The organism is Actinomadura sp. RB99 (genome assembly GCF_014706005.1).
In the GTDB taxonomy this organism is placed as follows: Bacteria; Actinomycetota; Actinomycetes; order Streptosporangiales; family Streptosporangiaceae; genus Spirillospora.
Genome location: NZ_JABMCA010000136.1, coordinates 1 through 12,344 on the forward strand (window position 1 = coordinate 1; position 12,344 = coordinate 12,344).

A 12,344-nucleotide genomic window follows, 5' to 3' on the forward strand; every position below is an offset into this window, starting at 1 on the left:
CCGGTGTTGCCCTCGATGGTGTTGATGGTGCCGTCGTGGTTGTCCTTGACGACGATGCCGACGTGGTCGATGCCCTTGATCCCGCCGCCGTTCCAGGCGAAGAAGACCACGGCGCCGGGCTTGGGGGTCTGGCCGAAGTGGCCGGTCTTCTTGAACCACTGGGCGTGGCTGACGGTGTAGGCGTCGGCGCCCATGCCCTTGGTGCCGGTGTTCTGGCCCAGCCAGGACACGAACATGTCGCACCAGGACTGGCCCTTGTAGACCGAGGCGCTCTTGGCGCCGATGCGGTGGGCGTTCTGCTCGCCCAGCGGCGAGTCGATGTACCAGTTGTTGAACTTGCTGTTGCCCGAGGCGTCCTCGTGCGTGCCGACCTGCGTGCGCGCCAGGTTGATGACGTCCTGCGCGGTCGCACCCGTCTTGTTGGCGCTGGTGTTGGCGCCCTTGGTGTCGGCCTTCACATCGGCCTTGACGTCGGTGACGGCGGCGACGTGCGCGGTGGCGGCGGGCTTGGTGGTGGCGGGGTGGGTGTCGGCGTGGGCGGAGGGGACCAGGGAGGCGAAGCCGAACGCGCCGGCCAGGGACAGCACGGCGCCGGCGGCGACGCGGGTGCCGATGCGCTTGGGATCGAAGGTACGAGCGGTCATGAGAAGGGTTCTCCTGAGGTTCTTCCAGTCCGCCTACCGGGTTAGCTGTCGGGTTCGGGCGTGGAAGTGGCCCTACCGCGATCCCCGCGCATGCGGGGGTGCGGATTCACCCCGGTGTTTCGGTGGGTCCCCGGCTCCGCATTCGCCTTGATCGGCCTGGGCCTTGATCGGCGTGGCCGTGATCGGCGCTGTGCGGACTCGGCGGAGGACTGCCTTAGATCGGCCGTCCTGATGATCAGGGACTCGATGCGCCCTTCGTGATCTGGTCGGGCGCCCCGGACGGGCTTCCCCGTCGGTCACACATCCACAACAGGTTCAAGGGCCCCCATATTTCGTCAAGCACGCCCCAAGCACCCGCCCGACCTGCAAAGACAACCCAAAACGCCCCCAACGCAAGGGCTCAGCCCCACTTCCCCCGCCCCAAAAAAAGTTCGAAACGATCCCCCACAGGCCGGGATCCGAACCCGCCGATCACCCCTCGGAGGGGGCCAAGCCACCCACCAGACGGGGGTTCCGGGTGCCCTCCCAGGCCCCCAGCCCCGCCCCTGGCCGAGCGTGACCCGTCCCCTGCTGGCACGCCTGGCCAGGGGCTTTGCGGGACGGGGACGCCGCGCGGGGCGCGCGCGGGGGGTGGTCAGCGGGGTGTCCCGTAGTGGCCCGTGCGCTGGTCGTCGTGGTGGTAGGTCGGCCACTCGATGGCGTCCGCTTTGCCCTGGGTCCTCCAGGCGAACAGGTAGCCCTCGCGGGTGGTGGCGACGAGGTCCGTCCGCCCGTCGCCGTCGAGATCCCCGGCGGACGGGGACCAGACCGTCCACCCGCCGGTGAACAGGGGGAAGCCGGCCGCCTGGCCGGTGGATCCGAAGGCGTGGAGGGTGGAGGTGTCGCCGCCGCCGATCACCTCGGCGCGGCCGTCGCCGGTGACGTCCGCGATGATCGGGGCGCCGAGGAAGGCCAGGCCGGTGCGGCGCTGCGGGAAGCCCGGCACGGGCAGGGCTGTGGCGGCGTCGTAGCCGCGCTGGTAGTTGCCGATCGGCTGCCCGCTGCCGGGGAACAGCAGGGCGGCGACCAGGGACGCCGCGCCGGAGCCGCCCTCCGTATAGCTCAGCCGCCCGAGCGACCCGAACCGGCCGAACGCCCCGGACGTGGTGAAGGAGAGCGGGACGTCGGCGGGCAGGTGGCCGCCGAGCACGGCGGACGGGTCCAGGGCGGGGTTGGCGAGCGGCCCGTAGTCGCGGAGGATCCTGCCGGTCCCGGAGATCAGGTAGGTGGGGCCGAACGAGGGGCCGGTGGCCACCTCGTCCTTGCCGTCGCCGTCGACGTCGGCCGTGACGGGCTGGTTGACGCCCTCGGTGATGAACTCCTGCGCGCTGCCGTAGAACGTCATGACCGAGGCCATCCGGACGGGCCAGCCGGCGACGGGGGCGCCGTCCGCGTGGTAGGCGAACGCGTAGTTCGCGCCGTAGAACTGCTCTCCCCCGCCCTTGCTGTCCGACAGCTGGGAGCGGACGACGATCTCCGGCCGGCCGTCGCCGTCGAGATCGGCGACCGCCGGGGTGCCGGGCAGCTTGTGATCGTCGATCCGGATGTATCCGTCGGGCGGTCCGTTGCCCGTACGCACCTCGACGGGCCATCCGGGCAGGTCGGAGCCGTCCGGGCGCCAGGCGTGGACGCGGCCGTCCCAGCCGGCCTGGACGATGTCGAGCCCGCCGCCGCCGTCGAGGTCCGCCAGGACGGGCGACGCGGTCGCGCCCTGCACGGGCAGCCGCGTGTACTTCAGGGCGGGGCGCGGGATCGGGGGCGGCGCCGCGCCCGCGTCGAGGGTCTTCGGCCAGCCGGGCAGGAGCCGTCCGGACGCGTCGTAGACATAGGTACGGCCGGTCGTGCTGGTCGCGACCACCTCCTGGTGGCCGTCGCGGGTCAGGTCACCGACCGCGACGGGCGCGACGACGGGCTCGTGGCCCGGGTCGACGCCCGGATACGCGTGCTGCGGGACGGTCGGCCGCGTGGTGGCGGGCCAGCCGGGCAGCTCCTTGCCGGACGCGCCGTCGAGCGCGTGGACGCGGCCGTCGCCGTCGGCGTAGACGATCGCCTTCCGGCCCTGGAGCTCGGTGATCGCGGGCTGGCTCTCGTTGCCGACGCCGAGTCTCCTGGGGAATCCGGCGCGCAGGGCGGGATCGTGGTGGACGGCGATCGCGCGCCGCTCCTCGCCCATCCGCCCCGACGCGTCCCACACGCGGAGCCGCAGCGTGACCGTGTACTGCTCGCTGGCCGACAGCTCCTTGTCGTCCGACAGCCGGTACTGCGCGTCCCATACCGACTCGGGGACCTGCGACAGGTCAAGCGTGCCGATATGGCCGTCGTGGGGGGAGGCGCCCGAGCCGGATCCGGCGGTCCGGAAGGCGGCGGCGGACGGTTCGATGCCCGGCGCCCAGTCCAGCTCGTACCGGTACCCGGACGAGCGCGGCGCGGCGACGTACCCGGTGACGTCGACCGACCTGGTGGCGGCCGGATCGTAGAGGGAGTACCAGTCGGGGCCGGTGATCGCGCCGACGGGCGGGACGTTCCCGTCCTTCACGGCCTGCATGGCCTTGGCGACGTTCGGCCGCCCGTACCCGTACTGCCGGTCCCATCCCGGCCTGCCGGGCCAGGGCAGGGACGGGTCGTCGATGTCGGAGGCCGTCGCCCGCAGCACCTGCACGGCCTCCTCGTTCGTCAGCGGCCGCCCGATCTGGATCCCGTAGGACAGCAGCAGGCCGAACACCCCGCCGGTCGTCGGCGTGGACTCCGACGTCGACCCGCCCTGCGTGGCGACGGAGAACATCGCCTTCGCTCCGAACGACGTCTCGTCCGAGCGGGTCCGGTAGGTGGTGGTCAGCGTGTTGGCGAGCGGGTCCGGGACCCCGGCGGTGTTCGGGACGAGGCCGTTGCCGGGGATGACGTGCGGCCAGAACATGCCGCCCTGGTGGTCGGTGGAGTCGAAGTCGTTGCTCGACTCGACCATGACGACGCCGTCCCGCCACAGCTTCTCGACGGTCTGCCGCATATAGGAGGAGTAGCCGAGGTCCGCCGTCGTGCTGACGATCACCTTCGCGCCCATGTGCGCGGCGTACAGCCACGCCTGCGCCAGGTCGTCCGTCCGGTCGAGGGCCTCCTGGCCCGCGCGGACGGGCAGGATCCGGCAGCGCGGGCACACCCCGGCGCCCTGCACGCCGTTGTTCGTCTGCGCGGCCATCGTCTTCATCTGGCTGTTCGCGTGCCCGTAGGTGGAGTCGTAGGTGGCGGGGTCGTTCTGGCGCTCGTAGAAGTCCCAGCCGGAGACGTCGTCGGTGAAGCCGTTGCCGTCGTCGTCCTTGCCGTTGGAGAAGGCGGCGATCAGGTCCTCGGGGTCGATGCGGCCGTTGCCGTTGGCGTCCTTCACGCGGGGGTCGGCGGCGTAGTCGGCGGCGGTGACCGCGCCGTCGCCGTGCTTGTCGTACGCGGACGCCCCCTCGGGCTTCGGCAGCTCGCCGGTGTTCAGGAACACCTTGTCGGCCAGTTCGGCGGCGTCGCCGTTGTGCCAGTTGATCCCGCCCTCGACGTAGGCGATCACGACGTCCGGCGATCCGATGGTGTACTCGCGCCACGCCTTGTCGACCGACATCCCGGACGCGTTCTCCGGGTCCCGGGCGTTCGGCGCGCACTTCGGCATGAACGAGTAGAGCGCGTGCTGCTCCCCGTTGACGCCGTTCCCGCAGCCCGGCACCTCGGCGCTCGCGTAGCCCGGATCATCCGGCGGCGACGCGGGGAACCCGCCCTCCGCGAACGCGGCGGGCGCCCACGCCAGCAGGCCCGCCATGAGGATCGCCACCACCGGCCGCATGCGCATATCGGGCTCCCGACGTCACCACCTGCACGGAACCCGAATGTCTCTCACCTTCTCCCCCGCGCCTACTCACCTCGATGACACAAGAGCGTTCACATCACTCACTCCACCGCGTCCCGGCACCAGGGCGACGCCGGTTCCCGGGGAGCGGGGGACGTGCGCGCTAGATTGGGAACAGGTATTCCTGGTTCGCGTTTCGCGGTGTGGAGAGTTGGTCGGTTCTGGTGCGTACTGGACGAGTTCTGCGGTTCGACGGGGTGCGCGGCTACGGGTTCATCGTCCCCGACGGCGGCGGTGACGACGTGTTCGTCCACGCCAACGAGGTGCTGGACGACAAGTCGGGCCTGACGCCCGGCGCGACGGTCGAGTTCGAGACGGTCGACAGCGAGCGGGGCCCGAAGGCGTTCGGCGTCCGCATCCTGTCCCGGGCGTCGTCGTCCCCCTCGTCGTCGCCGCGGCAGTCGTCGTCCTCCCAGCTGCTGGACGAGGGGCTGTGCGACGTCCTCGAGCCGGCGGAGCTGCGCGAGGACATCACCGAGCTGCTGCTGTCCGGTACGCCCGACCTGACCGGGCGGCAGATCGTCAGCATCCGGGAGAGCTTCCTCGGCTTCGCCAAGAAGCACGGCTGGGTCGAGGCCTGACGTCCGCGGCGCGGTCCGCCGGAGCCCGGAACGCGGCTTCCGGCACCGCCGTTTCACCCGCCGGTCACCGGCGGGCCGCCGTGCCCGCACCGAATCGCCCGGTGCGTCCTGGGTAGTGTCAGGCCCATGAGCGGAGCTCCGACACGCGTGTTCATCGCGCGGCTCGCCGGGATCGCGGTGTTCGACCCGGCCGGCGACCAGGTCGGGCGGGTCCGCGACGTGGTGGTGGCGCTGCGCCTGGCCCCCCGGCCGCCCCGGGTGCTCGGCCTCGTCGTCGAGGTCGGCCCCCGCCGCCCGGTGTTCGTGCCGATCACCCGGGTGCAGGTCATCGAGGCCGACGCGATCATCTTCGACGGCCGGCTGAACATGCGGCGGTTCAGCAAGCGCGAGTCCGAGACGCTCGTCATCGCCGAGATGCTCGACCGCACCGTCCGGCTGTGCGAGACCGGCGAACCCGTCGCCGTCGTGGACGTGTCCATGGAGCCGACCCGCACCCGCGACTGGCTCGTCGGCAAGATCGCCGTCCGCCGGGGCGGGGCGCGCGGGCTGCGCCGCGGCCCCGGGCTGCGGCGCCGCGGCGAGAGCCTCGTCGTCGACTGGGACGACGTCGAGGGGTTCTCCGCCGTCGAGCACGGCCAGGGCGCCGCCGGGCTGATCGCCGCGTTCGGCCAGATGAAGGCCGCCGACCTCGCCAACATCGTGCACGAGCTGCCCGCGAAGCGGCGCACCGAGGTCGCCGCCGCCCTCGACGACGAGCGACTCGCCGACGTCCTGGAGGAGCTGCCCGAGGACGACCAGATCGAGATCCTCGGCAAGCTGGAGGCCGACCGGGCCGCCGACGTCCTGGAGGCCATGGGCCCCGACGACGCCGCCGACCTGCTCGGCGAGCTGCCCACCGAGCAGCGCGAGCAGCTGCTGACGCTGATGGAGCCGCAGGACGCGGCGCCCGTCCGGCGGCTGCTCACCTACGAGGACTACTCCGCCGGCGGCCTGATGACCACCGACCCGGTGATCGTCCCGCCGGACGCGACCGTCGCCGAGGCCCTCGCGCTGATCCGCAACCCCGACCTGAACCCGGCGCTGGCCGCGCAGGTGTACGTGTGCCGGCCGCCGACCGCCACCCCGACCGGCCGCTACCTCGGCACCGTGCACTTCCAGCGGCTGCTGCGCGAACCGCCGCCGACCCTGGTCAGCGGCATCTGCGACACCGAGCTGGACCCGCTGCGGCCCACCATGACGCTGGAGGCCGTCGCGATGGTCCTGGCCACCTACAACCTGGTCGCCGCGCCCGTGGTGGACGAGAACGGGCACCTGCTCGGCTCGGTGACCATCGACGACGTCCTCGACCACCTGCTGCCCGAGGACTGGCGGGAGGCCGCCATGGACGCCGCCGCCGAGGTGTCCGCGGATCCCGAGGAAGAGGCCCTCCGGGGCGCCGAGGGGGCGAGATGACCACACGTCTGGACCAGCCGCGCGAGATCCGCCGGACGATCGTGCCGCGGCCGCACTACGACCCCGAGTCGTTCGGCCGGCTGTCCGAACGGTTCGCGCGGTTCCTCGGAACCGCCCGGTTCCTCGTCTACATGACGGTGTTCATCGTCGTGTGGATCGGCTGGAACTTCCTGGCGCCGCCGGCCCTGCGGTGGGACCCGTACCCTTTCATCTTCCTGACGCTGATCCTGTCGCTGCAGGCGTCGTACGCGGCGCCGCTGATCCTGCTCGCGCAGAACCGGCAGGACGACCGGGACCGCGTCCAATACGAGCAGGACCGCTCCCGCAACGAGCGCAGCATCGCCGACACCGAGTACATCACCCGGGAGATCGCCGGGCTGCGGGTCGCGCTGAGCGAGGTCGTCACGCGCGACTTCCTGCGCTCGGAGCTCCAGCAGATCATCCGCGAGCTGGACGCCAAGGACCAGCACCCGACGCTGTCCTAGGCACCCCGGACCGGCCGCGGCCGCTGCGACGGGCCGGGACCGCAGCGGCCCCGGACCGCCCGCTCAGACGGTCTCGTCGGCGAGCTTGTCGAGGATGTCGCCGAAGGTGCGCAGGTCCGGCTCGTCCAGCCGGCTCAGCACGTACTCGCGGACGCCCTGCCGGTACGTGGGGGTCGCGTCCGCCAGCCGCGCCCGCCCCGCCGGGGTCAGCACCGCGTACAGGCCCCGCGCGTCGCTGGTGCAGGACTGCCGGACGACCAGCCCGTCCCGCTGTAGCCGGTCGACCAGCCGGGTCAGCCCGCTGCGCGACAGCAGCACCCGGTCGGCGAGATCGTTCATCCGCAGCCGCCCGTCCGGCGCCTCCCCGAGGTGCATCAGCACGTCGTAGGAGCCCAGCGCGAGATCATGGTCGGCGAGCAGGTCCGCCTGGAGCCGGCGGGAGATCTGGACCTGGGCGCGGAGCATCGTGCGCCACACCGCCAGCTCGGTGGGCGACATGGTGCTGGGCTGCGATGTCACGCCCCGATGTTACGGTGCCGGAAGCCGCGGGCGAAGGGGCCGGGCGCGGGTGTCGCGCGTCCCCGCGTGACACCCCGTGCGCCCGGTGTGAGGTCCGGCACCCGATTGGCCGATACCGCCGCGGGGTTCATACCATGGACGCATGGCCCACCAGTTGACGATCGAGCAGGTGACCGCGGCCCTCGCCACGGTGAACGATCCTGAGATCCGCAAGCCCATCACCGAGCTCGACATGGTCAAGGACGTCGACATCGCGGCGGACGGCACCGTCCGCGTCGGCGTGTACCTGACCGTTGCCGGATGCCCCATGCGGGACACCATCACCAAGAACGTCACGGAGGCCGTCTCCAAGCTCGACGGGGTCACCTCCGTCCAGGTCGACCTGGACGTGATGAGCGATGAGCAGCGCAAGGACCTGCAGACCAAGCTGCGCGGCGGCGAGCCCGCCAAGGAGATCCCGTTCGCCAAGCCGAACTCGCTGACCAAGGTGTACGCGGTCGCGAGCGGCAAGGGCGGCGTCGGCAAGTCCTCGGTCACCGTCAACCTGGCCGCGGCCCTCGCCGCGCAGGGCCGCAAGGTCGGCGTGGTCGACGCCGACATCTACGGCCACTCGGTGCCGCGGATGCTGGGCGTCTCCGACGCCCCCACCAAGGTCGCCGACATGATCATGCCGCCGTCGGCGCACGACGTGAAGGTCATCTCCGTCGGGATGTTCACCGCCGGGAACCAGCCGGTGGTGTGGCGCGGTCCGATGCTGCACCGGGCCCTGCAGCAGTTCCTCGCCGACGTCTACTGGGGCGACCTGGACGTCCTCCTGATGGACCTGCCGCCCGGCACCGGCGACATCGCGATCTCCGTCGCGCAGCTGCTGCCGTCCGCGGAGATCCTCGTGGTCACCACCCCGCAGCAGGCCGCCGCCGAGGTCGCCGAGCGCGCCGGCGCGATCGCCGCGCAGACCCACCAGCAGGTGGTCGGCGTGATCGAGAACATGTCGTACCTCGCCTGCGCGCACTGCGGCGAGCGCCAGTACATCTTCGGCGAGGGCGGCGGGCAGACCGTCGCCGACGCCCTGGCCCGCACCCTCGGCACCAAGGTCCCGCTGCTCGGCCAGGTCGAGATCGACCCGCGGCTGCGCGAGGGCGGCGACAACGGCGTCCCGCTGGTGCTCGGCGACCCCGACGCGGGCGCCGCCAAGGAGCTGCGCACCATCGCCGACAAGCTCGCCGGCCGCAGCCGCGGCCTCGCCGGCATGTCCCTCGGCATCTCCCCCAAGGGCCGGTAACCCCCGCACGAGACACGCGAAAGGCCCCGCCGATGGCGGGGCCTTTCGCGTACCCGAGGGTCAGGTCGCCTCGTTGTCGAACGGCGGGCGCTCGCCGTAGTCGAGGGCCGCGGGCGACGACGGGACGTAGGACGGCTCGTCGTCGTCGAAGAGCTTGCCGTTCAGGAAGCCGTCGTCGTCCTCGAACAGGTGCTTGCGCACGAACGTCTTGGGGTGCAGGTCGGCGATGTCGAAGTCCTTGAACTCCGGGCCGAGCCCGGCCTGCAGGTCCGCCTTGGCGGAGTTGGCCATCTGGCGGAACTGCCGCAGCATCCGCCCGGCCTGGCCGGCGACCTGGGGCAGCTTGTCACCGAAGATGACCAGGGCGAGGACGACCAGCACCGCCATCTCGCCGAGTCCGACGTCGAACAACCCGTCCTCCACAAGCCACCGGGGACCGGCCCTGCGCGGACCGGCCCCCCCAGCGTATCCCCAGCCGGGATGAACCCGGCCTTAACATCCGGCGTTACGACCCCAGCGTGATCTCGACGGTCGTCTCCTTGCCGCCGCGCTGGTAGGTGACCTTGATGCGGTCACCGGGGGCGCGGCTGCGGATCTGCGCGATCAGGTCGGTCGCGTCCTCGATCGGCTGGTCGTCGACCTTCGTGATCACGTCGCCCGGCTTGAGGCCCGCCTTGTCGGCCGGGCCGCCCTTGGTCACCGGGTCCTGGCCCTGCGAGGGCTGCTGCAGGATGCGGGCGCCGCCCTGCTGGTACTGCGGGTCGGGCAGCACGCCGAGCTTGGCCATCTTCACCTGGCCGGTCCGGATGATCTCCTCGGCGACCCGCTTGCCCTGGTTGATCGGGATGGCGAAGCCGAGGCCGATGCTGCCGCTCTGGCCGCCCCCGCCGAGCGACTGGCCGCCGAGCGTGGCGATCGCGGTGTTGATGCCGATCACCCGGCCCTTGGCGTCCACCAGCGGGCCGCCCGAGTTGCCGGGGTTGATCGCGGCGTCGGTCTGGATCGCGTTGAGGTAGGACGCGTCGCCGCCGCCCTCGCCCTGGGTGGGCACCGCGCGGTTCAGCGAGCTGACGATGCCGGTCGTCACCGAGCCCTGCAGGCCGAGCGGCGAGCCGATCGCGATCACCGGGTCGCCGACGGCGAGCTTGGTGGAGTCGCCGAGCTGCAGCGCGGGCAGCGAGTGCTGCCCCTCCACCTTCACCACCGCGACGTCGGACGACGGGTCGGAGCCCTTGACCGTGGCGGGCAGCGTCTTCTTGTCGTTGAAGATCACCTGCATCTGGGCGCCCTGGCGGGCCTCGGACACCACGTGGTTGTTGGTGACGATGTAGCCGCCGTTGACGATGAAGCCGGTGCCGCCGACCTCGCCCTGCGACGACTCCACGCGGATCATCACGACGCTGGGCAGCACCCGCTGCGCGACGCCCGCGACGGAGTCCGGCGGGCGGCTCTGCACCTTGGTGTCGCTGCCGTTGCCGCCGCCGAGGCTGACCGAACCGCCGTTCCCGTCGCCGTCGTCGGTGGCGATCACCCCGATGCCGGCGCCGACGGCCCCCGCCACCAGCGCGACGATCAGCGCCACGATGGCCAGCAGGCCGAGGCCGGGGCCCCGGCCGGACGACGGCGGCGGTGCCGGGATCGGCGCCCAGTTCGGGCCGGTCCCGGGCGTACCGGGCGTCCCGAACGCCCCCATCGGGCGAGGAGCGCCGGGAGGCGGCGGGCCCATCGGCGCCCCGGGGGGCGGCGGGCCCATGGGCGGGCGGCCGCCCGGAGGCGGCGGCCCCTGCTGCCAGCCCCCGTACGGCGGCTGGCCGTGCATGGCCCGCGGATCCTGGTCATAGGGGACGAACCCGGGCCGGGGGCGCTGGTCCTGGGACCCGTCCATCGGCGGGGGGCCGTCCATCGGCTGGGGCTCGCCCATCGGCTTGTCCAGCGGGACCGGGGGCGGCGGCTGCGGCATGTCGCGCGGGGGCGCGTCCTGCAGCGGCACCTCCCGGGGCGCCATGGCACCGGGCACGTCGTCCTGCGGCGGGGCGTCGGCGCGCGGCGCGTCCGGCGGGGCGAACCCGCCCGCCTGCTCGCCGCGCCCGCCCGCCACGAGACGGTCGGAGCCGACCGGCTCCCGGTCCGGCTCGGGCTCCGCCGCCGGCGGCTCCGCGGGGATCTCCTGATCGGTCACCGTCTCGGGAGGAGCCGCCGCGTCCTGCCGCTCAGGCTCCTGCCCGGGGACGGCGTCCTCGTCCCCCGGCCGGCGGTTGTCTTCCGTCATCCCCATCTCTCCTACCGAGCATGGTCTCGTCATCCGTGCTCATCGTGCCGCCCTGGGCATGTGGCGAGCGTAAGGCAGAACCGCCCCGCACCGCCCCTCGGGTCCTCCCGCTTTGGACGGACTTGGGCGTTCCCCGGTTCAGCTCACTTGAACGGGTCCGCGGCCGACGCCAGCCGGCGGGCGCCGCGCGCCAGCCGCGTCCAGAACGGGTCGGGGTCGCGCGGCAGGTCGAAGGCGACGGCCTCCGCCGTGCTCTGCGGCGCGTCGGTCAGGACGGTGTAGACGTAGCCGCCGCCGGCGGTGACGGCCCAGCGGCGCAGCGACTCGCGGCAGAACACCGTCCGGCCGCGCCGGGCGACCTTCGTCCACCCGCTCATGGCGCCGCTCTGGAGGTCGCCGCGCTGCACGAACACCGACACCGAGGCCAGGCCGTCGGAGTAGCTGAGGTGGACGGCGCTGCCGGCCTCGCGGCGCGCGTCGTAGAGGGTCAGGTGGCCGGGCAGCCGGTCGGGGACGGGCCAGCCGCGGCGCTTCAGGCCGTCGAGGGCGCGGGCGTCGAGCGGCACCTCCAGGATCGAGGTGGCGGAGCTGTTCGGGGCGGCGTTGGCGCTGGTGGGGCTCTCCGCCTCGGCCCCGGCGGCGCCCGGCGCCTCGGTGACGGCCGGGGCGTCCACGGCGGAGCCGCGGGTGCGGCCGGGGCGCGGCGCGGCGCCGGCGGCCGGGACGGCGAAGCTGATCTCGGTGAACCCGCTCGTGATCACCGGGTGGCCGGTCGCGTCGATCAGCTCGCGGTGCAGCATCAGGCCGGTCTCGGCGTCCAGCCAGAACCGGCCCGCGATCGTGCCGTCCTGCCTCCGGGCCTCCACCACGCAGGCACGGCGGCCGAGAATGGCCGCGTCGGGCTTGCGTACGACGGTGTAGTTGCGGGTCAGCAGGTCGAGCGTCCGCTTGGTGAAGCCGGTGGCGTCCCCCGCGGACGCGTCCGGGAGGTAGCCCTCCGCGCCCGCGGGCGAGGTGTAGCGGACGCCGTCGCCGGGCGTGTGCACGGCGGCGACGTTGGACGTGGCGGACCGGCCGCGGTTCCACGTCGTCAGGAAGCGGCGCCCCTCGTAGGGGACGCGGCGGGCGGCGTCGGCGGCGGCGCGCAGCAGGCCGACGGCGCCGGGGTCGCTGCGGGCGCGGCGCGCCGC

10 protein-coding genes and 1 riboswitch are annotated in these 12,344 nt (G+C 72.9%); of the genes, 4 read left to right on the forward strand and 6 right to left on the reverse strand.

What is annotated here, in order from left to right; genetic code table 11:
• The coding region (locus amrb99_RS48335; RefSeq protein ID WP_190868852.1) for a CHAP domain-containing protein at nt 1-644 on the reverse strand (644 nt) is incomplete at its 3' end.
• A gap of 16 nt (nt 645-660) precedes the next feature.
• A riboswitch (cyclic di-AMP (ydaO/yuaA leader) is annotated at nt 661-802 on the reverse strand.
• Between the two features lie 476 nt (nt 803-1,278).
• A complete protein-coding gene (locus amrb99_RS48340) occupies nt 1,279-4,509 on the reverse strand; it encodes an FG-GAP-like repeat-containing protein (protein WP_190868853.1) in 3,231 nt (1,076 codons plus the stop codon).
• Between the two features lie 221 nt (nt 4,510-4,730).
• Between amrb99_RS48340 and amrb99_RS48345 the strand changes: the two genes are divergently transcribed.
• The 3 genes from amrb99_RS48345 to amrb99_RS48355 all read left to right on the forward strand — a co-directional run bounded on the left by amrb99_RS48345 (nt 4,731) and on the right by amrb99_RS48355 (nt 7,084).
• Complete coding sequence (locus amrb99_RS48345; protein WP_190868854.1) at nt 4,731-5,147, forward strand: cold shock domain-containing protein; 417 nt, start codon at nt 4,731-4,733, stop codon at nt 5,145-5,147.
• 126 nt (nt 5,148-5,273) lie between these two features.
• Entirely contained in the window at nt 5,274-6,599 is a 1,326-nt protein-coding gene (locus amrb99_RS48350; RefSeq protein WP_190868855.1) for a CBS domain-containing protein, read from the forward strand.
• Nucleotides 6,596-7,084, forward strand: coding sequence for a DUF1003 domain-containing protein (locus amrb99_RS48355; protein WP_190868856.1), 489 nt, complete (start codon nt 6,596-6,598; stop codon nt 7,082-7,084). The genes amrb99_RS48350 and amrb99_RS48355 overlap by 4 nt, the downstream gene beginning before the upstream one ends.
• Before the next feature lie 63 nt (nt 7,085-7,147).
• On the opposite strand, the gene amrb99_RS48360 is transcribed toward amrb99_RS48355, so the two are convergent.
• Nucleotides 7,148-7,603, reverse strand: coding sequence for a MarR family transcriptional regulator (locus amrb99_RS48360; protein ID WP_347257188.1), 456 nt, complete (start codon nt 7,601-7,603; stop codon nt 7,148-7,150).
• Between the two features lie 142 nt (nt 7,604-7,745).
• Between amrb99_RS48360 and amrb99_RS48365 the strand changes: the two genes are divergently transcribed.
• On the forward strand, nt 7,746-8,885 hold the full coding sequence (locus tag amrb99_RS48365) for an Mrp/NBP35 family ATP-binding protein (protein ID WP_190868857.1): 1,140 nt from the start codon (nt 7,746-7,748) through the stop codon (nt 8,883-8,885).
• A gap of 60 nt (nt 8,886-8,945) precedes the next feature.
• On the opposite strand, the gene amrb99_RS48370 is transcribed toward amrb99_RS48365, so the two are convergent.
• The 3 genes from amrb99_RS48370 to amrb99_RS48380 form a co-directional block, all read right to left on the reverse strand.
• A complete protein-coding gene (locus amrb99_RS48370; protein ID WP_190868858.1) occupies nt 8,946-9,296 on the reverse strand; it encodes a sec-independent translocase in 351 nt (116 codons plus the stop codon).
• 94 nt (nt 9,297-9,390) lie between these two features.
• Nucleotides 9,391-11,154 carry a trypsin-like peptidase domain-containing protein gene (locus amrb99_RS48375; protein ID WP_190868859.1) on the reverse strand — a complete coding sequence of 588 codons (1,764 nt, stop codon included), beginning with the start codon at nt 11,152-11,154 and terminating at the stop codon, nt 9,391-9,393.
• Nucleotides 11,155-11,297: 143 nt separating this feature from the next.
• The coding region (locus amrb99_RS48380; protein ID WP_190868860.1) for a MucB/RseB C-terminal domain-containing protein at nt 11,298-12,344 on the reverse strand (1,047 nt) is incomplete at its 5' end.

Bases quoted from the DNA above. Each gene is read 5' to 3' on its own strand.
- amrb99_RS48375 (WP_190868859.1), bottom strand. From the start codon at position 11,154: ATGACGGAAGACAACCGCCGGCCGGGGGACGAGGACGCCGTCCCCGGG.
- amrb99_RS48355 (WP_190868856.1), top strand. From the start codon at position 6,596: ATGACCACACGTCTGGACCAGCCGCGCGAGATCCGCCGGACGATCGTG.
- amrb99_RS48340 (WP_190868853.1), bottom strand. From the start codon at position 4,509: ATGCGCATGCGGCCGGTGGTGGCGATCCTCATGGCGGGCCTGCTGGCG.
- amrb99_RS48365 (WP_190868857.1), top strand. From the start codon at position 7,746: ATGGCCCACCAGTTGACGATCGAGCAGGTGACCGCGGCCCTCGCCACG.
- amrb99_RS48350 (WP_190868855.1), top strand. From the start codon at position 5,274: ATGAGCGGAGCTCCGACACGCGTGTTCATCGCGCGGCTCGCCGGGATC.